Source organism: Aquimixticola soesokkakensis, from assembly GCF_900172375.1.
In the GTDB taxonomy this organism is placed as follows: domain Bacteria; phylum Pseudomonadota; class Alphaproteobacteria; order Rhodobacterales; family Rhodobacteraceae; genus Aquimixticola; species Aquimixticola soesokkakensis.
In genome coordinates this window covers 101,524-123,421 of sequence record NZ_FWFS01000008.1, presented here as the reverse complement: position 1 = coordinate 123,421, position 21,898 = coordinate 101,524, and the positions used below count along the sequence as shown (strand labels likewise).

Below are 21,898 nucleotides of genomic sequence, written 5' to 3'. Positions count from 1 at the left end.
TCATGTCAGCTTCGCCGCTGTCTCAGGCGTCCTGCGTCTCTTGAGTAGCTTTCGCCTCGATCTCGTGAGTGGGCGCATTGCGCTCGATTTCGATGCGGCGCGGTTTGAGCGCCTCAGGCACCTCACGCACCAGATCGATGTCGAGCAACCCGTTGGCATGGCGCGCGCCGGTCACCCGTACATGATCGGCAAGGTGAAAGCGGCGCTCGAAAGCGCGGTTCGCGATGCCGCGGTGCAGGTAGCTGCGCTTTGGCTCCTCTTGTGCTTTGCGCGCGGAGACAAAAAGAGCGTTCTCACGCTGCTCCAGCGTGATGTCCTCGGGGGCGAACCCCGCGACGGCAATCGAGATGCGCCAGCTATCTTCGGCGGTTTTTTCGATGTTGTAGGGGGGGTAGCTCGGCTGTGCGACCTCATTGGTCATCACGCGGTCCATCAGATCGGCAACCTGATCAAAACCGACAGTGGCACGGTACAGCGGAGCAAGGTCAAACGTACGCATAGGGGTATCCTCTCTTGAGCGATTCCGTTGCGGCTTTCCACACGGGACAAGCCAAAAGCCGAACCCGTTGTGGCGTCCGGCTTTAGTCAGGTAGGCATCGCAATTTCGGGGTTCAAGAGGCTGCGCAGCGACTGGAGATGATGATCGGCTTGGCCAGATCGGTTCGACCAGATCGGTTCGACCAGATCAGTTCGGCAAAACGGCTTGAAGAAAGCGGGTGTTGGAGAATTCCGCCAGCACATCTGACGCATCCGCTTTTTTAAAGGTTTTCCGCCCAGAGGCTGCATAGGCAAGGAGATCATCGAGGGAGCCGTCAACCGCCGTGCCCACAGACACTTTTTGCCCTTTGAATTCCGCCATTGCCGAGACAATCGAAACAATTTGGGCTCGCCCCCCCCGCATCGAAAAGATCGGCGCCCCCGACGAGCCGTAATCGACTTCGCAGCTTGTGACGAGAACACCGCCCTGACGTGCCAGGATGTGGCAGGATTCCTGCAACGACGGGGCGTTCGCGCGGTCATGGGCGTAGGACACAACGCCGACGGTGTCGCCTTTTTCGGGGCGCAGGCTGGTAGGAAAAGGAACAACCGAGCGGTCCGTCACGGCGGTATCCAGTTCGATCAGGGCAATGTCGTTGGTCAGGCGGTCCGATTTCGAGCCACCTGTGTGGCGGTATCCGGGATGTGCGACAAGGCGGCGGACACTGCGGAGCGCTTGGGAATGGCCATCGCGCAATCCGGCGCGAAAGGTAACGTCCTGAGGTCTATGTGCGCGCCCGCTGTCGATGTCGTAAAGGCAATGGGCGGCGGTCAGAACCAGCGTCGGGGTGATCATCGCGCCGGTGCAAAAACTGCGCCCCGCAAAGTCCAGGCGCCCGACCGCTTCCCAGCCTGCGCTGTCCACTCCGGTGCGGAATTGTTTCAGCGCGGTGTCTGCCTGAGCAGGAGTAGAGATCCCCTGAGCACCCGTAAGTCCGATAAGAAAGAGTGCTGTTAGTAAGCGTCGCATCATGTCCTGCCATTAACCTTTTCGACATCTAAATCGTTAATTTCTGCTTTGGGCAGGAATGTGGCCTGCTCGAGAACAATTGCGGCGCTTTCGGGTCATTTGCGCCGATGTCGCCCCCAAATATCCATCTGCGATACGATTTTGCGACGAATCGTCCGCGATACCCCAAGAGTAACGGGAATCGGCTGAAGGAGTCGTGAAAATGCGCATCAAAATGGGTTCCGGTTCTGCAATGTTGAATTCTCAATATGCAAATTAACGTGAACCCGATCACGGTCAGTTGAAAATTGAACGCATGTTTCAAACATGCGTGTTTGTAAAAATGTCGGGTTGATTAACAGCCGCTGGTTTGCCGCCCCGTTGCGCGGTATCAGGGGCTATGGAACTCATCGAACGCCTCGGCCTGTTTTCAGGCCTCGATCTCTTTGCCGTCGCATTGTTTCTGATCTCTTGGGTCGGGATCAGTTGGCATATCGAAAATCCCCCCAGGTCCCGCCCCTCTGTTTCGCGAATTATGTCGCAATATCGCAGGGATTGGATGATTCAGATGATTACACGCACACCGCGAATCTTTGATGCAAACATCCTCTCGACGTTGCGTGATTCAACCACGTTTTTTGCCTCTGCCTGCCTCATTGCCATCGGCGGCGCGGTGGCCATGATCGGCAACGCAGAGCGAATCTCCGGCGTTGCAGAAGAGTTCACCATCGACATGCCCGTGGTGATTTGGGAGATCAAAACACTGCTGATTGTGTTGCTGATTACCAACGCTTTGCTCAAATTTATCTGGTCCACGCGGCTCTTTGGCTACTGCGCGGTCGTCATGGCCTCGACTCCGAACGAACCGGATCACCCCGAATCGCTCTGGCGGGCGCGCCAGGCGGCGGATTTGAACATCACGGCAGCGCGCGCCTTCAACCGCGGTTTGCGCTCGATCTATTTCGGTCTTGGGGCGCTTACGTGGTTTTTGGGACCCGAGGCCCTGATTCTCGGCACGCTGTTTACGCTTTGGGTTTTGTGGCGGCGCGAATTTGCCTCCGGCTCGCGCAAAGCCCTTCTGGATCGCCCCGCCCCGATTCCCGACGACAGCCGCAAGCTCTAGGCCGGTCAGTGGCGGCCTTCGCGCAGCCATCCGGCGACAAACAGCCCCGCGCCCAAAAGCAACCACAGCCATGCAGGCAGCAATGCGCCTGAACGCACATCCGTGGCGACGAACGCGTTGCGCGGCGTGATGCCGATCCAACCGCGCCCTGCTGCGACCCGCCCCTGCGAAACACGCCGGATGTCGGGAAGCCCCGCCGCAACCGACAACACCCCCCCACGCGTCTCTTCGACGCGCGGCGCCAGCTTGTCGCCCGTGGCAATCGTTTCCTCAAATTCGACCGGAACATCGGGGCCAAGCACAACGACCGCCTCAAGGTCGTCCTGTTGCAAACGATACAGCCCCATTTCCGGCCCCTCAAACTCCGCTTCGAACCGGCCGGGGGCCACTTCGACCATCGGCAAGGTCACCAATGACCCGTCCGGCGCTTCGATCACCACATCCCGCGCGCCCTCCTGCAAGCTGCGCCGCGTGACGGTCATCCGCGTGCCGCTCGCGGTCGCGCTCAACGCTTCTTCTTCAAGTTCGGGTTCTTTCATCATCCAATGGGCAAGCCGACGCAGCAGTTCCAGTTGCGGGCCGCCCCCGTCGTAGCCGCGCGACCAAAGCCACGCCTGATCCGAGGCCAGCACAGCAACGCGCCCCTCCCCCACGCGGTCCAGAACCAACAGCGGCTTGTCCTGCGCGCCGCTCATCACCACCTCACCGCCCTGTGTCGTGAGATCGATCTGGCGCAGCCACCGGCCCCATTCGGGCAAACCGGCCTCGGTGGTGCCAAAGGCCTGCGCAAGCCCCTGCGTCACCGGATGGCGATCCCCCAGATCGGTGATCTGCGGCGTGAAGGCTTCGCTCACCACCTGCCCCGTGGGACGTGCGTCGATCACCGCGCCCAAGGGGCTGCGATAGATACTGTCGGCAGTGGCGTAGTCAGGCCCTGTGGCAAAGAGGACCGCACCGCCCTCCTCGACGTAGCGGGCGATATTGGCAAAGTAATCGGCCGGCAAAATGCCGCGCCGTTTGTAGCGGTCGAAAATGATCAGATCGAAATCATCGACTTTTTCCATGAACAATTCGCGCGTGGGAAAGGCGATCAACGCCAGTTCCGTCACCGGCACCCCGTCCTGTTTTTCGGGCGGGCGCAGAATGGTGAAATGAACCAGATCCACAGAGCTGTCGGATTTCAACAGGTTGCGCCAGGTGCGCTCGCCCGCATGGGGTTCGCCCGACACCAAAAGCACCCGCAGGCGGTCACGCACCGCGTTGATCTGCACCACGGCGCTATTGTTGCGGTCGGTCAATTCACCCGCGCCCGTCGGCACCGTGATCTGCAGCACATTCATCCCCCCGTGCGGTAGCACAAACGGCAGATCAAGGTCCTCCCCCACGGGCACGGTAAAGCGTTGCGGCGCGCCGCCATCGACGGAAATATCGACCGTTGTGCGCGCGCCATCGGCAAAAGGTGTCGCCCCTTGATCCTCGATGCGCAGCACCATCGACACTTCTTCCTCGACGATCCCGAAGGCAGGAGCGTTTTTCACGATCAGACGCCGATCCCAATCGGTGTCATGTCCCGTCAGCAGAACATGCAGCGGTGCGGGCAAATCGGGCGCGGCCGCAACGTCGTGCAATTGCCCATCCGTCAACAAGATCGCGCCCGCCAGCCGCGCGCGCGGCTCTTGGGCCACCGCCTGCGCGAGGCGGGTCATCAACTGTGTGCCGGTGTTCTCCTCGCCATCGCCCAGGGTGACGACGCGCAATTGGGTGTTGGGCATCGCCGCGATTTCCGCCTCGACAGCCGCGCGCGCCTGCGCAATCTGCGCCGCACGATCCGATAGCGCCTGAGAGGCGCTTTGATCCACCACCAGCACGACAATGTCGCTTAGCGGTGTGCGATCCTCCCGCTGCACGCCCGGCCCTGCCAAAGCGGCCAGCACCGCCAAAGCGCCCAGACCCCGCAGCCACCAGCCCCGCAAGCCCCGCCACAGCCCCAGCGCCACGACGCCCGCCATGACCAAAGCGGCAACGGCCAAAAGGCTCCACGGAACCAGCGGCGCAAAGACCAGATCCGCTGTCATTGCCCGATCCTTTGCAAAAGCGCAGGTACATGGACCTGATCCGATTTGTAATTTCCCGTCAGCACATACATCACCAGATTCACGCCAAAGCGTGCGGCCAGTTCGCGCTGCTGTTCCCCGGCATAGCCGCGCCCCACCGGCAAGAGCGGCAGGCCCGCTGCGGTCATCGCCCAGGCGCCGGCCCAGTCGTTGCCGCCGATTACCACGGGCGTCACATTGTCATTGAGGTTGCGAAACGGCATGCCTTCGACCTGCGTGGCCCCCGCTGGCGCGGCCTCGACCCAGACATCGAGACTGTCAAAACGGCCCGGAAACCGTTGCAGCAGGTAAAAAGCCCGCGTCAAAACATGATCTTGCGGAATGGTTTCGAGAGCAGGAATATCAAGCGGCGCTGCAATTTCGCGCAGCTTCAGCGCCTCGGGGCTGGTGCCGGCCAACCCCGCAATGCCGCCATCGCGTGTGTCGAAAACGATCATCCCGCCGCCGCGCAGATAGCGGTTCAATTTGGCATAGGCCGCTGGCGACGGCAGTGGCTGCGCCGTTGAAATCGGCCAGTAGAGCATTGGAAAAAAGGACAGCTCGTCGGTTTCCAGATCGACCGACATCGCCTCTGCGGGCTCGACCGAGGTACGTTGATACAGCGTCACCCCAAGCCCGCGCATCCCTGCCAAGGCGACCTCGTCCACCCGCGCATCGCCCGTGATCACATGGGCAAAAACCACATCCTGCGTGGCCTCCAGGGCAAAGGCATCCGCGGCGGCGCTGTCTTGCGCGTGCAGCGGGGCGCTTGGCACAAGGATCATGATCCCCAAAATCGCCACCAGCGCGCGCAGGCCGCGCAAGCGCCCCGTCAACGCGAGCGAGGCAAGGGCATCGCAGGCCATCAGCGCCAAAGCCAGCAGCAACAGCGGCGGCATCAAAGACCGCTCGACCCGCGCCTGCAGCCCCTCGACGGGCACAGAGGCGGGCCAGTCGGCCGCCCCCAAGGATCTCTCTGCGTCGAACACATTCATCGCCACCCGCCGTTCCAGCCCTGCATAAAGCCCCGGCGGTACAGCGCGCGACGCCCCTGCCAGCAGGTCTTCTCCCGCCACAGCCGCCATCGCGCCCGCATCGCGCAACCGGCCTTGGGCGTCGAGCACCTGATCGGGCGTAAACATCCGCCCCTCGAAGACGGCTGCATCCGGCGTGCCACTGGCCGAGGTCACGGTCAGGCGCTCCAGCATCTGCACGAACAGACCCGAGAGCGGCAAGCTGGACCATTCGGCGCTGGCCGTGACGTGGAACAACACAACCTGCCCCTCGCCCAGCGCCTTGCGGGTCACCAAAGGCGTCCCGTCGCTCAGCGCCGCAATCGTGCGCTGGGGCAGATCGGGGTCGGGTTGCGCCAGAACTTGTGCGTTGATGCTGACATCCACCGGCACCGGCAGCCCAAAGAAGGGCGAGGCAGAGGCGAAAGGCGCAAGCTGCTTGGGCTCGCCCCAGCTCATCGCGCCGCCCACAGATCGCCCGCCCGCACGCAGGCGCACGGGCATCAGGCTATCTTCGCTGTCGCGGCTGACATCCGAAGCGGCAAGCTGGGCACCGGCAAAGCGCAACAGCGTGCCCCCCGCGCTCACCCAATCGGTGATCTCGTCGCGCTCGGCCCCCGAAAGCTGCGCAATATCGGCCAGAACCAGCACATCGGGATGGGCAGCGACCACGTCTTCCAGCGGGCCTTCCACCAGATCGGCGGTCCCCTCGAACGCCGCGCGCAGGTAGTGATATTGCGACAAAAGTTCCAGCCCTTCGCGCCCCTCGCGCGCGGTGACAAGCCCCACTTCGCGCCGCTTGAGACTGTCGTCCGCAAGGGTCACCGCCGCCGCAGAGCGCGCGCCCTGCACCTCGAACCGCGTGATCCGGTTGCGCAATTCGGCCGGAAGTTCCAATTGCAACAATGCCTCTGCACTCCCTACCTCGAAGGTCACCTCCCCTGCGGCCAGATCACGCTCGATCCCCGCCGGATCAGGGCCTTTGGCCAACACCGTGACGCTCTGGGCCTCACCCGCGCGCAGTCGCACCACGGGCACCTCAAGGCGCCCTTCACTGACACGTGCGGGCCGCAGCGCCGACAGCCTGCGACCGGTTTCAAACACCCGCACCGTGCCGCGCGCGCCAAGCGCCGCAAGCAAGGGGGCGCGCGCCTCCCGCGCCACACCGTCAGAGAGCCAGAAGGTGTCAAACGCGCCCGACAGCGCAGCGACCCAATCGTCGACCTCCTCCCGCGAGGGTTCGAAAGCGGCAGGGGCAAGCCCGGCCAAGCGCAAACGCCAATCCGAGGGCGCAAGGAACTGCGGACCACCCGCGGGCAAATCCGTCGTAAGCGCAACCGCCACCACGCGCCCGTCCAGATCCGCCTCATCCAAAGCGGCGTCCACCCGTGACATCCGTGCTTCCCAATCGGGCGCATCGGCCCAAGTCCCATCGAGCAAAACCAGCAAAGGCCCGCTGCCGCCGGTGCGCGGCTGGGGGTTCAAAATCGGCCCCGCAAATCCGATGATCAGCGCACCAATCGCCAGCATCCGCAGCAGCAAAAGCCACCACGGCGTGCGATCACTTTCGGAATCGCGGTCCGTAAGGCCCAGCAAAAGCACCACCCCCGGAAAGCGGCGGCGCAGCGGCGCCGGTGGCACCGCGCGCAGCACGACCCAGAGCAGCGGCAGGCCCAAAAGCCCAAGCAAAAGCCAGGGGGCTGTGAACCCGAGAAGGCCGAATACCACCATTCAGCGGCCTCCCTGCAGGGCTTCGAACAACCACAAAAGCGCCGATTGCGCGGGGGTGTCGGTGTGATGCGTGGTGAATTGCCATCCCCCCGCACGGGCGAGGCGCGACAGGTGATCGCGCCGCTCGGCGAGCCGCTCGAGATAGCGCTGGCGCAAATCGCCCGCGCGCAGGGTTTCGTGTCGCAGGCTACCGCCGAGGCTTTCGAACACCGTGCGCCCCGTGAAAGGAAAGGCCTCTTCGAGCGGATCAAGCACCTGCATCAGCGCGCCTTTCACGCCGCGATCCGCCGCTTTGGCCATTTCGTGTTCGATGGCGGCGAGGTCACCCATAAAATCCGAAATGAACACAGCGCGCGAATGGGGCAACAGGCCCTTGATTTCGGGACGTGCGTAATCGGCCTCATCCGGGTCGAGCAGTCCCTCAGCGATACGGGTGAGCTGCAACGAGCCGATGCGCGGCGGCGTCCCGAGCGAGGCCAGCGCCACACGCTCGCCCCCCTTCATCAACAAAATCGCCAGCGCCAGCGACAGGTTGGCCGCACGGCGGGCCTTTTGAGGCAGGGTTTTGTCAGAGGCAAACCGCATCGAGGCCGAACGATCGACCCACATCATCACCGACTGCGCGCCCTGCCATTCCTTTTCCCGCACGTAATGGGCGTCCGACCGTCCCGAGCGACGCCAATCGATCGTCTTGGCCTCATCGCCCGCTTGGGCGGTGCGATATTGCCAGAACTCGTCGCCCATGCCCGACTGCCGCCGCCCGTGCGCGCCCAAAAGCATGGTGCGCGCAAGCTGTTCGGCCTCTGCCATCAGAGGCGGAAGCGGCGCGGCAAGCGCCTCGGCGCGCGAGCGGAGGGCGGCAGGCGTGGTCACGCAGCGCGCACCGTGCGGGTGACATCCGCCACGACACTGTCGATCACATCGGTCAGTTTTTCGCCCCGCGCCCGCGCGGCAAAGGTCAGCGCCATGCGGTGGCTCAGCACCGGGCGCGCCATGGCAACCACGTCTTCGCGCGAGGGGGCGAGGCGCCCGTCAAGCAAAGCGCGCGCCCGCACGGTCAACATCAATGCCTGCGCGGCGCGCGGTCCCGGCCCCCAAGCCACGGAGGCGTTCACCGGATCGGTGGCTTCGGCTTCCTCGGGGCGGCAGGCGCGCACAAGATCAAGGATCAGATCGACGACCCCCTCGCCCACAGGCATCCGACGCAGCAATTTTTGCGCAGCAATCAATTCGGCGGCGGTGAACACTTCATGCACCTCGCCGTCCTCGGCACCGGTGGTGGCAAGCAAGATGTCGCGTTCGGTCGCGCGGTCGGGATAGTCGACATCGACCTGCACGATAAAGCGGTCGAGCTGCGCCTCGGGCAAGGGATAGGTGCCCTCCTGCTCCAGCGGGTTCTGGGTGGCGAGCACGTGGAACGGCGCCTCCAGGTCATGGGCCTTGCCTGCGATTGTCACGGATTTTTCCTGCATCGCCTGCAAGAGCGCGGATTGGGTGCGCGGGCTGGCACGGTTGATTTCATCAGCCATCAACATCTGGCAAAAGATCGGCCCCTCGATAAAGCGAAACGCCCGACTGCCGTCCGGCGCTGTTTCCAGAACCTCCGATCCCAGAATGTCGGCGGGCATGAGGTCGGGGGTGAATTGCACCCGCGCGCCCTTCAACCCCATCACCGTGGACAGCGTGTCGACCAGCCGCGTTTTGCCCAGGCCCGGCAAGCCGATCAAAAGCGCATGACCGCCGCACAGCATCGAGGACAGCACAAGGTCGACGACCCTTTCCTGCCCGATGAAGCGTTTGGTGATCGAGGCCTTCGCCGCCGCCAGCTTTTCGCCCAGGGCTTCGATCTCGACGACGAGGTCTTCGGGTCCGCTCATCACGCGCTCTCCTGCTCACACTATTCGCGCCCCATTAAATGAGGTTATGCTGCAGATGCCAAACAGCAAACGCATCTTGGGGATGAAAACATCGTGACAGTTTCGCCAAGCGACATCGCCGACAGCCTGCGCGCCGCAAAAACCCAAAGCGACGCCGGTCGCGGCCTGCCCCCCGTTCACCTGTGGAACCCGCCGTTTTGCGGGGATCTGGACATGGAAATCGCGCGCGACGGCACTTGGCGCTATCTTGGCAGCCCCTTTACCCGCCCCGAACTGGTGCGGCTGTTTTCCACGATCTTGAAACGCGAAGGGGACGCCTACTTTCTGGTCACGCCCGCCGAAAAGGTCGGGATTCGCGTGGTCGATGTCCCGTTTCTGGCCATCGACATCGAGGCAAGCGGTCAGGGCCGCGACCAGACACTGCGCTTCCTCACCTCCGTGGGGGATCACGCGCTTGCGGGGCCAAAGCACCCGATCCGCGTCACACTGGCCGAAGACGGGACCCCCGCGCCCTATGTCGAAATCCGCGCAGGGCTTGAGGCCCGCATTGATCGCAAAAGCTTTTATCGCATGGTCGATCTGGGTGTCGTGCAACCGCATCGGGGCGCCGACTGGTTCGGTGTCTGGTCGGGTGGCGCATTCTTTCCCATCGCCCCCGATCCGACATCGCCCGAACAGGCGCAAGGCAACAGCGAATGAAAATTGCCGCCAACCTGTCGTTCCTGTTCCGGGAGCTTCCCTTTATCGAACGCTTTGCTGACGCCAAAGCCGCAGGTTTCGACGCTGTCGAGGTGCTGTTCCCCTATGCTCAAAACGCGGCCGATATTGCCCGCCAGCTGCACGACCTGAGTTTGGAAATGGTGATGCTCAACAGCCCGCCGCCCAATTACGCCGGCGGCATGCGCGGCTTTGCCGCCCTTCCCGAAGCCGAAGCACGATTCGCCCAGGATATCCGCCGCGTGCTGCGCTACGCCCGCGTACTTGGCGCTCACCACATTCATATCATGGCCGGAAACGCGCGCGGCGCGCAGGCACGGGACTGTTTTGTGCGCAACCTCGTACTGGCCTGCGCCAGCGCGCCGCAGCAAAGCTTTGTCATCGAGCCGGTGACCCCGATCGAACAACCGGACTATTTCCTCGACAGTCTCGATCTGGCGGCCGACATCATCGCCGAGGTCGCGGCCCCCAACCTTGGCCTGCTGTTTGACACCTATCACATTCACCACCTCACCGGCGATGTGCCCGCAGCCTGGACCAAACACAGCGCGATCATCCGCCACGTCCAGATCGCGAGCGCCGCGCGCAGTGAGCCCGACACAGGTGCCTTCGACGCCGCCGGCTTTTGCGCCATGGTGGCAAGCAGCGGCTACACCGGCTGGATCAGCGCCGAATACACCCCCCGAACGCGCACCATCGACGGATTGAGCTGGCTGAAAGCGCGAGGCTAACACCTTATGCCTGTGCGCAGCCCTGCCCCGGCGCTTCGACTTCGAAGGTCGAATGGGTGATGTTAAACTCCGCGCGCAGAACGGTTTTCAAGGCGCGCAATACCGGCGCAGCATCGCCCGCGACGACCACATGCGCCTCGACAGAACTGCGCCGCTCGTCAATTTGCCACAGATGGACATGATGAAGGTCCGACACCCCGTCAATTTGCGCAAGACGCGCGGTGACAGCCGTTGCGTCCTGCCCTGCGGGCGCGCCGAGCATGAGGATGGAAATCACCGGTTTTACCTCGCCAAAGGCATGCCACAAAATATACAGCGCGATGCCGATGGTGACGATCGGATCTACCAGCCGCCAATCGTAGAGCAGGATCAAAATCCCCGCGACGATCACCGCCACAGAGGAGAGCGCGTCGGCAAGGTTGTGCAGGAAAGCGGCCCGAATATTCACGCTGTCTTTCGCCATTTTCCACGTCAAAAGCGCCGTCGCCGCATCAATTACCAAGGCCACTGCCGCCAGCCAGACCACGGGCCAGCCGTCGACACCGGGCGGATCGATCAACCGCGCAACGCCCTCATAGAGCAGGTAAATCGAGACCGTCACAAGGGTGGTGTAGTTGATCAGCGCCGCGATCACCTCGGCGCGCGCATAGCCAAAGGTCATCTGCCCGTCACGCGGCTTGCGCGCGATCTTGCGCGCCCAAAAGGCGATCACGAGGGACACGGCATCGCTTAGATTGTGGATCGCATCGGCAATCAGCGCCATCGATCCGGACACAATGCCGCCGATGATCTGGGCAACCGTCAGCAACAGGTTCACACCAATGGCCGCAGCCACACGCAAATCTCCCGCATTCGGGTCGATATGGGCGTGGCTATGCCCCGCGTGGGAATGGTCGTGTGGCATGGGACCTCCTTTTCAACTCTGGTCACAACAGCAAGTCCCGCTATAATGTGAGCAATTCCTCACATTTGAAACTCGCATATCCCTCCATGCCCAGCGCCCCTATCAGCCCCCGCAAAACCCCGCGCCAAGCCCGCGCCCGCGCCACCGTTGCCGCCATCGAAGAGGCCGCGGCTCACATTTTGACCCATGGGGGTGTCGATGCGCTGACCACCAACCTCGTCGCTGCGCGCGCAGGCGTCTCCATCGGTTCGCTTTATCAATATTTTCCGACCAAAGAGGCCATTCTGGCAGAACTGCTGCGCAAGTTGCGCCGCGAGCATCTGCACGATCTGGAACGGGCCGCGCAACAGGGCGGTGACGATTTGCGCAGTACGACAACGCGCATGATCCGCGCCTCGATTGCCCATCACACCGAAGCGCCCGAGCTTGCGCGTGCGCTCGAAGCCGCCGAAAGCCACCTGCCGCTAGATGCCGAAAGCGAGGCCTTGAAAACCCAAATCAGCGCCATCTGGACCGCGACCTTAAGCACCCATGCGCTTCCCGATCCGTCCCAAGCCGCCTTTGATCTGGCGGCCCTGACCCATGGGATGGTGACGCGGGCGGTGCAGGCCGGTGAACGCGATTGGGATAATCTCGCCGCGCGCGTCACCCGTGCGGCCCTGGGCTATCTGCATCTGTGCACCCAGGACGACCACCAGCCCACGCAACAGCCCTGAAATGGAAAAAAGGGCGCAGTCTTGCCCTGCGCCCCGTTCCAAAACCGGTCGTTTTCCGACCGACCCCTATTCGCCTAGCTTGGCGTGCACCTCATCCAGATCGACTTCGCTGAGCGGCATTTTGTTGCCGGGATTGTCGAAGTCGTATTTGAACAGCTGGAAGTCCTTTTTGTAGATTTCCCAAACCAGATGTTTGGACAAATCATCAAAATAGTCCTCGACCGGATGCAACCGCTTGGGCCCATGCCCTTCGCTTTCGTTAAAGCGCGGGATGGCGGCAAGATCGACCGCATGTTTGGTCTCGATGTTGTCGAGCACGGATTGCATGCCCTCGTTGAACTTCTCGGTGAAAAAGATGTTGTCGTAGCGCCCGCCGTTGACGATGAACGTACTGACATGACCGGCCATTGCCGACCAGTGGATATCGGGCTCCATCGGGCGACGCCAGCGCATGGTGTCACGCGCGAACAGCAAAAAGCGGCGGAAGGAGGCGATCTGGTCGAACTCCTGTTTGCCATCTTCGCCACCGACTTCGATGCCGTATTTCTGGATCAACAGCGGCACAAGATTGCCGCGATAGCGACGACCATTGCGCTGGATGCCGCAAATCTTGTCAAAGAAGGACGACAAAATGCGCGTGTAGGGATTGCGCACGCAAGTGAAGGCGTAAGAGGCATGCGCTTTGACATTTGCCTCGATCAAAGGCTGGCTGTCCTCTTGCGCCCATTTGTGCAGCCCTGCGGTGCTATCATGGATGTCGCCGTCGAAAAACGCGCCGTGATCCGAATAATACATGATCTGCCCGATGGTCGAGCAGGCACATTTAGGGACGACACGGTAAACGACACTTTCGCTCTCCGTCATCCAGGTTCCAGGAAAACCCATGTTCGACTTTACTCCTTGGCCTCGACGCATCACGTTTATCCACGGTGCGCTTTAGACCCTAAAGACCAAATTGCCCCCGTGTATTCAATGGTTGGTTAGGCTATCTATGCGAACAATGCGGCAAAAATTGGGTTAAGGTTTCCAAAATGGCACGAATTGCGTTCATCCTTCTCTGTCACAAGGACCCGGACGCAATTATTGAACAAGCCCAGCGCCTCACCGCGGTGGGCGACTACATCGCCATCCATTTTGACGCGCGCGCCCCCAAAGCGGCCTATTCCCGGATGACAAAGGCCCTGGACGACAACCCCAATGTCACTTTTGCCAAAAAGCGAATCAAATGCGGCTGGGGCGCGTGGTCGCTGGTCCAGGCAACGCTCTACGCCGTTGAGGCCGCAGAAGCCGCCTTTCCGCGCGCGACGCATTTCTACATGCTATCGGGCGACTGCATGTCGATCAAATCGGCCAAATACATGCATGATTTCCTCGACGAAACCGACATCGACTATGTCGAAAGCTTCGATTTCTTTGAAAGCGACTGGATCAAAACCGGCATCAAGGAAGACCGGTTGATTTACCGGCATTTTTTCAACGAACGCACGCAAAAATGGCTGTTCTATGCCTCGCTCAACCTGCAACGCCGCTTTGGGCTGACCCGCGCGATCCCTGCCGATCTACAGATCCAGATCGGGTCGCAATGGTGGTGTCTGCGCCGCCGCACCATCGAGGCGATTCTGGAGTTTTGCCGCACGCGGCGCGATGTGATGAAATTTTTTGCGACCACGTGGATTCCGGATGAAACCTTTTTCCAGACCTTGGTGCGACACCTGATTCCCGAAAAGGAAATCCAGACCCGCACGCTGACCTTCCTGATGTTTTCCGACTACGGGATGCCCGTCAGTTTTTACAACGACAGCTACGATTTGCTGCTGAGTCAGGATTTCCTGTTCGCCCGCAAAATCAGCCCCGAAGCCAAGGCGCTTAAATCGCGCCTGGGCGAGCTTTACGCCGATGATGCGGCGCAATTCTCGATCTCGGGCGAAGGGGCGTCGCTGTTCAAGTTCATCACCAACCGTGGCCGTGTGGGACGGCGATTCGCGCCCCGGTTCTGGGAAACCGAAAGTTCGCTGGGGCGCGAGCGCGAACTGCTGATCGTTGTCTGCAAGAAATGGCACGTTGCCAAACGCTTGCTCGCGCAGATCAAGCATCACACGGATATCCCCTGTGTCGAATATCTGTTCGACGAGGAAAGCACGCCGCTGCCTCCTTTGGGGGGGATCGAAAAGGGCTTGGGCAAGCGCACCCGCCACCGCCGTGCGCTGGTACGGATGTTGTTTGACTACAACAACACCGACCGGATGCTCATCTGCCTCGACAGTGCCAATATCGACTTGGTGCGCGATTTCCACTCGGATCGCTCGCGCACACAAATCCTTGAAATCGAATGTGATTTTACTGACGAATATCTGATCGGACACGCCAAACGCGTCGGCCTTGCGGGGGATCATACCACGCCCGACACGATGGCGCGCCTCTTGCCGACCATTCGCGGCGATGTCACCTTTGAAAGCGACCGCCTGCGTGACGAGGGGCTGGAAAACCTGCACCGCATTCGCCAAAGCGCCAGCGTTGACGAGAACACGGGGCCGCTGGCGCGTTTTCTGGACATCGACGACGACACCGCGCGGCGCATCGCCCAAACCGATTACCTGTTTTCCGATTAAGGATACCTACCGTGAGCTACACCTACGACGAGCAGAATATTTTTGCCAAAATCCTACGCGGCGAGATTCCGTCCAAGCCGGTTTTCGACGATCGGTTCGCCTATGCGTTTCCCGATATCACGCCCCAACGCCCCACGCATATTCTCGTGATCCCCAAAGGCCCTTACCGCTGCTACGACCATTTTATGACAGCCGCATCCGACGCGGAGATCGTCGGCTTTTTCAAAGCGGTGGCCGAGGTGGCCAAGCAGCAGGGCTTGTCGGAGGCCCATGATGGCAAAGGCTATCGCCTGATCACCAATTCGGGGGCGCACAGTCACCAGGAAGTGCCACATTTTCACGTGCATCTCCTGGGGGGGGCGCCTGTGGGGCCGTTGGTGAGCGCCTGATCCCGCACAGCCTGTGTCTGGCGTGGTCGGGTATTTTTATCCGAAAGAAACAGCATCGGTGTGCGGGGGCCTGCGCGCCGATGTCTTTTATTTACCCGATGTCAGGGCGACAAAGACGTCTTCGAGATCGGGCTCCACGCTGGCGACATCGCCAATCGTCACACCGGCAGCACGCACTGCATCAAGCACGACACCTGCGTTCGTCTGACCGCGCGCATAGGAAAATGCCAGTGCGCCATCGGTGCGGCGGTCCAGCGTCACCCCTGCAGGCAGGTCGAATGTGTCGGGCGTGGCGCCTTCGGGGGTTACCACAAGCGTTTTGGCGTCCATGCGCCCGATCAGCGCCTGCGTGCGATCACGCACCACCACTTCGCCATGGTTGATAATGGCGATTTCATCGCACATTTCCTGCGCTTCTTCGAGGTAGTGCGTGGTTAGGATGATCGTCATGCCGCGCTCTTTGTTGAGGCGGCGCACGTTATGCCACAGCATTTGGCGCAATTCGATATCCACGCCAGCGGTGGGTTCATCGAGCACGAGGATTTGGGGTTGGTGAACCAGCGCCTTGCCCAGCAGAAGGCGGCGTCGCATGCCCCCCGACAGCGTCCGCGCATAGGCTTCGCCTTTGTCGGTGAGGCCGATCAAGTCGAGAATTTCGGAGGTTTTCCGGTCGCGTTTGGGCACGCCGTAGAGGCCAGCCTGCACTTCCAGCGCAGCGCGGGGGGTGAAAAACGGATCCAGGTTCAATTCCTGGGGCATGACGCCGATGGCCGCGCGGCTTTGACGCGGGTTTACGTCCTGATCAAAGCCCCAGATCGACACATTGCCTGCCGATTTGATCACCAGCCCGGCCAGAATGTTGATCAGGGTGGATTTTCCGGCGCCGTTGGGGCCGAGAAGGCCAAAGATCGACCCCGCCGGAATCGTCAAATCAATCCCCTTCAACGCCTCTTTGGGCGGTTGCCCTGCACGTCCTGCATAGGTTTTGCGCAGGCCTTTGATCTCGATTGCGTGTTGTGTCATCCGCTTCCCCTGCGACCTGCAAAACGCGCCCCCTTGTCGCGCCCTTGCAGATCGTTATCATATGGCCCTGACTTACGCCGCGATTTGACCAAAAGCAAATGCGCGACGCCAAACGATCCGGTCGCTTGCTGCAATTGCGCCTGCACCGCCCAATGACGAGAGAGAACATTCCATGACGATGGATGCGCCCGAAACCGAAGTGGTTAACAGCTGGAAAGTCGCCTGCGATGGCGGTGAGGGCGCGTTGGGGCACCCGCGGGTGTGGCTGGTGATTCCCCATGCCAGCGGCTTTGTCGAATGTGGCTATTGCGACAAGAAATACATCCACGCCTCCTCGACGCTGGATTCGGCAAAACCCGCAAGCTAAGCACGGTTTCAGAGGTTCTTAAGGGTTTGGCGATAGGCATGTCTCAGGACGCCAATCGGGAGCTGCCCATGTTGACCGCTGACAAAACCGCGCTTGTGCGGACCAGTTTTCAGGCCGTGTTTTCGACCTGCCCCGAGCTTCTTGAGGAATTCTACACGCGCCTGTTCGTGGTCGAACCCAGTGTGCGCCAGTTGTTTCCCAAAGACATTTCCACCCAAGCCCTCAAGCTTGAGGCGACGATGCAGCTTGCACTTTCAGCGCTGGAAGCGCCCGAAAGCCTTATCGAGCCGCTGCGGCAAATGGGGGCGGACCATCGCGCCTATGGCGTCTCGGACGGACAGTATCACATCGTTTGCGAGGTGCTGATGGACACGCTGGCGGCACATGCGGGCGATACCTGGACCCGTGACACCTCTGCCGCTTGGGGCGAAGTGCTCTCCTTTATTTCGAACACGATGATCGAGGGCGCGCGGATTGCCCCGCCAAGCGCCTGACCTACTGGAAGACACCGTCGGAACGTGGCACAAGATGCCAAACGCATTTCCGAGGGAGACGAGGCCATGTCCGAGGGCAAAACCGACAGCTTTGGCAAAGGCTGCCATCTGCATCTGATCGACGGCTCCGCGTTTATTTTTCGGGCCTTTCACGCCCTGCCCCCCCTCACGCGCAAATCCGACGGTCTGCCCGTGGGCGCCGTTTCGGGGTTTTGCAACATGCTGTTCAAATACATCGAGGACAGCGCAGGGCCTGACGCCCCCACGCACGCTGCCGTCGTGTTCGACAAGGGCAGCCACACGTTTCGCAACGACATGTACGACCTCTACAAGGCCAACCGCGATGCCATGCCCGAGGACTTGCGTCCCCAGATGCCGCTCACGCGCGCGGCGACCCGCGCCTTCAACATCGCCTGCCTTGAACAAGAGGGCTTTGAAGCCGACGACATCATCGCGACACTGGCCTGCCGTGCGCGCGAGGCGGGGGGGCGGGTAACGATCATTTCGTCGGACAAGGATTTGATGCAGCTCGTGGGCGATGGCGTCGAGATGCTTGATGCCATGAAGAACAAGCGCATCGACCGCGATGGTGTTTTCGAGAAATTCGGCGTCTTTCCCGAACGTGTGGTGGATGTGCAGGCCCTTGCGGGCGATTCTGTCGATAACGTGCCCGGCGCACCGGGGATCGGGATCAAAACCGCTGCTTTGCTGATCAACGAATACGGCGACCTCGACGCTTTGCTGGCGCGCGCGGGCGAGATTAAACAACCCAAACGCCGCGAGACCTTGCAAAACAACGTCGACCAGATCCGCCTCTCGCGCGATCTGGTCAAACTCGATTGCGACATGGTCCTCGACTACACACTCGACAGCCTTGAGGTGAAAGACCCCGATCTGGACGCGCTCTTGAAATTCCTGTCGGAAATGGAATTTCGCACCATCGTCAAACGGGCAGCCGAGCGGTTTGGCGTCGAGGCACCTGCCCTGCCCGAGGCGGGCAACGCCGCGCAGCCCGATGCCCCCGCCGCGCCACAGGCCCTGCCCTTTGATCACGACACCTATGAATGGGTCCGCGATCTGGGCGCGCTGGAACGCTGGGTCGATCTGATCCGCGCGCGCGGCCATGTGGCGCTGGATACCGAGACCACAGGTCTGGACGAAATGCAGGTCGATCTGGTCGGCATTTCGCTCTGTGTCGAGGCGGGCGTGGCCTGCTATATCCCGCTGGCCCATACTGCGGGGGACGACGATCTCTTCGGCGCGGGTGCAAAGGTCGAGGGGCAGTTGCCGCTCGAGATGGTGCTCGACACCTTGCGTCCCGTTTTGCAGGACGCAGCCGTGATGAAAATCGGCCAGAACATGAAATACGATGCCAAAATTCTGGCGCGCTACGGGGTGCAAGTCGCCCCCTATGATGACACGATGCTCATGTCCTATGCGCTGCACGCGGGTCTGCACGGCCACGGCATGGACGCGCTCAGCGAACGCTACCTGTCACATAATCCCATTGCGATCAAAGAGTTGATCGGATCAGGCAAAAGCCAGATCACCTTTGACAAGGTCGATATCGCCACCGCCGTCAAATATGCTGCCGAAGACGCCGACATCACGCTGCGCCTCTGGCAGGTCTTCAAACCCAAACTGCATGCCACCCGCGTGACCACGGTCTACGAAACGCTCGAACGTCCCCTCTCGCCGGTTCTGGCGCGCATGGAAATGCACGGCGTTCTGGTGAACAAAGACACGCTATCGCGCATGTCCAACGCGTTTGCGCAGAAAATGGCAGGGCTTGAGGCGGAAATCCACACGCTGGCGGGCGAAAGCTTCAACGTCGGCTCACCCAAGCAACTGGGCGAAATCCTGTTTGACAAAATGGGACTACAGGGCGGCAAAAAGGGCAAAACCGGTGCCTATGCGACCGGCGCGGATATCCTTGAGGACCTCGCCGCCGAAGGGCACGACCTGCCGGCGCGGGTGATGGATTGGCGGCAATTGTCCAAGCTGAAATCGACCTATACCGATGCGCTGCAAACCTTCATCAATCCCGAAACGGGCCGCGTCCACACCTCCTATCTGCAAACGGGGGCTGTGACCGGGCGCCTCTCCTCATCGGACCCGAACCTGCAAAACATCCCGATCCGCTCGGAAGAAGGCCGCCGCATCCGCGAAGCCTTCATCGCGCCGCAAGGACGCAAACTGGTCTCGCTCGATTATTCTCAGATCGAATTGCGGATTCTGGCCCATGTCGCGGGCATCGACTCGCTGAAACAGGCCTTTCGCGATGGTCTGGACATTCACGCGCTCACCGCGTCGGAAATGTTCAACGTGCCGCTCGAAAACATGGACCCGATGGTGCGCCGTCAGGCCAAAGCGATCAACTTTGGCGTCATTTACGGCATCTCCGGCTTTGGCCTTGCGCGCAACCTGCGCATCCCTCGCGCCGAAGCCCAAGGCTTCATCGACCGCTATTTCGAACGTTTTCCCGGCATCAAAGCCTATATGGACACCACGATTGCCTTTGCAAAAGAACACGAGCGGGTGGAAACCCTGTTCGGACGCAAAATCCATACGCCCGAAATCAATGCCAAAGGGCCCACGGCCGGCTTTGCCAAACGGGCCGCCATCAACGCCCCGATCCAAGGCACCGCCGCCGACATCATCCGCCGCGCCATGGTGCGCATGGACAGCGCGATCGCCCAGCTGGACGCCAAAATGCTGCTGCAAGTCCACGATGAACTGATTTTCGAAGTGGCCGAGGACCAATGCGACGCGCTGATCAAGATCGCACGCGAGGTCATGGAAACCGCCGCCAGCCCCGCCGTCCATCTCGATGTCCCCATCGAAGTAGACGGTGGCATTGGCGACAGCTGGGCGCAGGCCCACTGATCACCTTTGCAACGAAAAGCGGCGCAAGGACCTAACCTGCGCCGCTTCTTTCGGATTTAAATACCCAAATCCGACGGGTCAGATCAGCCCTGCCGCCTGGAACAGCGCCTTGATATCGGCCTCGGGACGCGGACCGACGTGGCCAATAACTTCCGCCGCCGCAACGCAGCCCATGCGCCCGCTTACCTCCAGGGATTGCCCCGTCGCATAGCCATAGAGGAAACCGGCGGCGAATTGATCGCCCGCGCCCGTTGCATCAACCGGCACAACTTTGGTCACCGGCACATGCACCACCTCGTCGCCGCGCAACAGGATCACTTCCTCGCCCGAACGGGTGCAGACCACCAAACCAACCTCGCGCGCGGCCTGTTCCAGCGCGCTTGACAGGTCGGTCTCATACAGGCTTTCCCATTCGTGCTGGTTCCCGATCACGAAATCCAACTCTTTGACAAGTTTTCGAAAATCGTCGCGGTGACGGTTCACGCAGAACGGATCGGACAGGGCGATGCCCGCTTTCCCACCCGCAGCACGACAGACCTGAGCGGCGCGGTCAAACGCCTCCTTGCCCTTGGGCTTGTCGTACAGATACCCCTCAAGGAACAAAATCTCGGCCTGCCCCGCAACGTCATCACTGACATCGTCAGGACCGATTTCCGAAGAAATCCCGAGGTAGGTATTCATCGAACGCTCCCCGTCAGGCGAAACGAAAATCATCGAGCGCGACGTGGGCAACTCCCCCCCCGACACCGGCGCATTCACAAACCGCGAGCCCTCGGCCTCGAAACTTTGAGCATAGAATTTACCCAAAGCATCGTCGCGCACGCGCCCGATAAATCCGGCCCTTAGCCCCAGCGATCCAAGCCCTGCAACCGTATTGGCCACCGAACCGCCCGCCGCCTGCACGCGGTCTTCCATCGCGCTGTACAGCACCTCGCCGCGCTCGCGCTCAACAAGCTGCATAATGCCTTTTTCGATCCCCATGAGGTCGAGAAAACTGTCGTCGGATTGGGTGATCACATCCACGATGGCGTTGCCGATACCGACAATCTGATAGGTCTTGCTCACAGGTTTTTCTCCTCGAAGTCACAGAGATCGCGGATCAAACAGGCCGCGCATTTGGGTTTTCGGGCAACGCAGGTATAGCGCCCGTGCAAAATCATCCAGTGGTGTGCATGGCGCTGGAATTCCGCCGGAATATTGTCCTCTATGGCACGCTCTACCGCGACCACATCCTTGCCCACAGCGACACCGGAACGATTCCCGAACCGGAAAATATGGGTATCCACAGCTTGCGCGGGCATCCCCCACCACATGTTCAACACCACATTGGCGGTCTTGCGCCCCACCCCGGGCAGGCTTTCCAGCGCCGCGCGCGATGACGGCACAACGCCGCCGTACTCCTCGACCAGAATGCGGCTCATCTTGATCACATTCTTGGCCTTGTTGCGAAACAAGCCGATGGTTTTGATATGCTCGATCAACGCCTCTTCGCCCAGATCCAGCATCTTTTGCGGCGTGTCCGCGATGGGAAACAACGCAGCGGTCGCTTTGTTGACGCCTGCGTCCGTGGCCTGCGCCGACAGCGCAACCGCCACGACCAAAGTGTAGGCATTGACATGATCAAGCTCTCCCTTGGGTTCGGCCTCGGCCGCCTCAAAGCGCGTGAAAATCTCGTGTATCTTGTGGTAATCGAGCTGGCGTATCATGGCGCTATCCTATGCCCTCTCCTCACGCTTTCG

20 protein-coding genes are annotated in these 21,898 nt (G+C 61.2%); 9 read left to right on the top strand and 11 right to left on the bottom strand.

Going from position 1 to position 21,898, the window contains the following annotated elements:
• Positions 1-22: 22 nt before the first annotated feature.
• The gene (locus tag AQS8620_RS11360) at positions 23-499 is read right to left on the bottom strand and encodes an Hsp20 family protein (RefSeq protein WP_085837019.1); all 477 of its coding nucleotides are present in this window, start codon (positions 497-499) and stop codon (positions 23-25) included.
• A 186-nt stretch (positions 500-685) separates the two neighbouring features.
• Positions 686-1,507, bottom strand: a complete 822-nt coding sequence (locus tag AQS8620_RS11355; RefSeq protein ID WP_085837119.1) for a trypsin-like serine peptidase — start codon at positions 1,505-1,507, stop codon at positions 686-688.
• Positions 1,508-1,886: 379 nt separating this feature from the next.
• Between AQS8620_RS11355 and AQS8620_RS11350 the strand changes: the two genes are divergently transcribed.
• Complete coding sequence (locus AQS8620_RS11350) at positions 1,887-2,609, top strand: DUF599 domain-containing protein (RefSeq protein ID WP_085837018.1); 723 nt, start codon at positions 1,887-1,889, stop codon at positions 2,607-2,609.
• Between the two features lie 5 nt (positions 2,610-2,614).
• On the opposite strand, the gene AQS8620_RS11345 is transcribed toward AQS8620_RS11350, so the two are convergent.
• The 4 genes from AQS8620_RS11345 to AQS8620_RS11330 are packed head-to-tail and all read right to left on the bottom strand — an operon-like array spanning position 2,615 to position 9,323.
• Positions 2,615-4,684 (bottom strand): hypothetical protein, encoded by a 2,070-nt coding sequence (locus AQS8620_RS11345; protein ID WP_085837017.1) that lies wholly within the window; start codon positions 4,682-4,684, stop codon positions 2,615-2,617.
• A complete protein-coding gene (locus AQS8620_RS11340) occupies positions 4,681-7,446 on the bottom strand; it encodes a DUF4159 domain-containing protein (protein ID WP_085837016.1) in 2,766 nt (921 codons plus the stop codon). The genes AQS8620_RS11345 and AQS8620_RS11340 overlap by 4 nt, the downstream gene beginning before the upstream one ends.
• The gene (locus AQS8620_RS11335; protein ID WP_085837015.1) at positions 7,447-8,319 is read right to left on the bottom strand and encodes a DUF58 domain-containing protein; all 873 of its coding nucleotides are present in this window, start codon (positions 8,317-8,319) and stop codon (positions 7,447-7,449) included. It abuts the gene before it with no gap.
• Complete coding sequence (locus AQS8620_RS11330; protein WP_085837014.1) at positions 8,316-9,323, bottom strand: AAA family ATPase; 1,008 nt, start codon at positions 9,321-9,323, stop codon at positions 8,316-8,318. Before AQS8620_RS11330 ends, AQS8620_RS11335 begins: the two co-directional genes overlap by 4 nt.
• A 93-nt stretch (positions 9,324-9,416) precedes the next feature.
• On the opposite strand from AQS8620_RS11330, the gene AQS8620_RS11325 reads away from it, so the two are divergent.
• Together AQS8620_RS11325 and AQS8620_RS11320 are read left to right on the top strand one after the other, a co-directional pair.
• A complete protein-coding gene (locus AQS8620_RS11325) occupies positions 9,417-10,022 on the top strand; it encodes a DUF1285 domain-containing protein (protein ID WP_085837013.1) in 606 nt (201 codons plus the stop codon).
• A complete protein-coding gene (locus AQS8620_RS11320; protein WP_085837012.1) occupies positions 10,019-10,771 on the top strand; it encodes a hydroxypyruvate isomerase family protein in 753 nt (250 codons plus the stop codon). Before AQS8620_RS11325 ends, AQS8620_RS11320 begins: the two co-directional genes overlap by 4 nt.
• 4 nt (positions 10,772-10,775) lie before the next feature.
• On the opposite strand, the gene AQS8620_RS11315 is transcribed toward AQS8620_RS11320, so the two are convergent.
• On the bottom strand, positions 10,776-11,675 hold the full coding sequence (locus AQS8620_RS11315; RefSeq protein ID WP_085837011.1) for a cation diffusion facilitator family transporter: 900 nt from the start codon (positions 11,673-11,675) through the stop codon (positions 10,776-10,778).
• A gap of 86 nt (positions 11,676-11,761) precedes the next feature.
• Here AQS8620_RS11315 and AQS8620_RS11310 point away from each other — a divergent pair, with 86 nt between their 5' ends.
• Positions 11,762-12,391 (top strand): TetR/AcrR family transcriptional regulator, encoded by a 630-nt coding sequence (locus AQS8620_RS11310; protein ID WP_085837010.1) that lies wholly within the window; start codon positions 11,762-11,764, stop codon positions 12,389-12,391.
• A gap of 66 nt (positions 12,392-12,457) precedes the next feature.
• On the opposite strand, the gene AQS8620_RS11305 is transcribed toward AQS8620_RS11310, so the two are convergent.
• Positions 12,458-13,276: a sulfotransferase family protein gene (locus AQS8620_RS11305; protein ID WP_085837009.1), complete on the bottom strand. Its 819-nt coding sequence runs from the start codon at positions 13,274-13,276 to the stop codon at positions 12,458-12,460.
• A gap of 146 nt (positions 13,277-13,422) precedes the next feature.
• Here AQS8620_RS11305 and AQS8620_RS11300 point away from each other — a divergent pair, with 146 nt between their 5' ends.
• Complete coding sequence (locus AQS8620_RS11300; protein WP_085837008.1) at positions 13,423-15,000, top strand: DUF5928 domain-containing protein; 1,578 nt, start codon at positions 13,423-13,425, stop codon at positions 14,998-15,000.
• 11 nt (positions 15,001-15,011) lie between these two features.
• The gene (locus AQS8620_RS11295; protein ID WP_085837007.1) at positions 15,012-15,389 is read left to right on the top strand and encodes an HIT domain-containing protein; all 378 of its coding nucleotides are present in this window, start codon (positions 15,012-15,014) and stop codon (positions 15,387-15,389) included.
• Positions 15,390-15,476: 87 nt separating this feature from the next.
• Here the strand turns inward: AQS8620_RS11295 and AQS8620_RS11290 are convergent, their stop codons facing one another.
• Positions 15,477-16,412: an ABC transporter ATP-binding protein gene (locus AQS8620_RS11290; RefSeq protein ID WP_085837006.1), complete on the bottom strand. Its 936-nt coding sequence runs from the start codon at positions 16,410-16,412 to the stop codon at positions 15,477-15,479.
• 172 nt (positions 16,413-16,584) lie between these two features.
• Between AQS8620_RS11290 and AQS8620_RS11285 the strand changes: the two genes are divergently transcribed.
• The 3 genes from AQS8620_RS11285 to polA all read left to right on the top strand — a co-directional run bounded on the left by AQS8620_RS11285 (position 16,585) and on the right by polA (position 20,159).
• Positions 16,585-16,779 carry a zinc-finger domain-containing protein gene (locus AQS8620_RS11285; RefSeq protein ID WP_085837005.1) on the top strand — a complete coding sequence of 65 codons (195 nt, stop codon included), beginning with the start codon at positions 16,585-16,587 and terminating at the stop codon, positions 16,777-16,779.
• Positions 16,780-16,847: 68 nt separating this feature from the next.
• Positions 16,848-17,273 carry a globin domain-containing protein gene (locus AQS8620_RS11280; protein ID WP_159453235.1) on the top strand — a complete coding sequence of 142 codons (426 nt, stop codon included), beginning with the start codon at positions 16,848-16,850 and terminating at the stop codon, positions 17,271-17,273.
• A gap of 66 nt (positions 17,274-17,339) precedes the next feature.
• On the top strand, positions 17,340-20,159 hold the full coding sequence (polA, locus tag AQS8620_RS11275) for a DNA polymerase I (RefSeq protein ID WP_085837118.1): 2,820 nt from the start codon (positions 17,340-17,342) through the stop codon (positions 20,157-20,159).
• Between the two features lie 78 nt (positions 20,160-20,237).
• On the opposite strand, the gene AQS8620_RS11270 is transcribed toward polA, so the two are convergent.
• A complete protein-coding gene (locus AQS8620_RS11270; RefSeq protein WP_234990460.1) occupies positions 20,238-21,224 on the bottom strand; it encodes an adenosine kinase in 987 nt (328 codons plus the stop codon).
• Positions 21,221-21,865, bottom strand: a complete 645-nt coding sequence (nth, locus tag AQS8620_RS11265; protein ID WP_085837003.1) for an endonuclease III — start codon at positions 21,863-21,865, stop codon at positions 21,221-21,223. The genes AQS8620_RS11270 and nth overlap by 4 nt, the downstream gene beginning before the upstream one ends.
• Between the last annotated feature and the right edge of the window lie 33 nt (positions 21,866-21,898).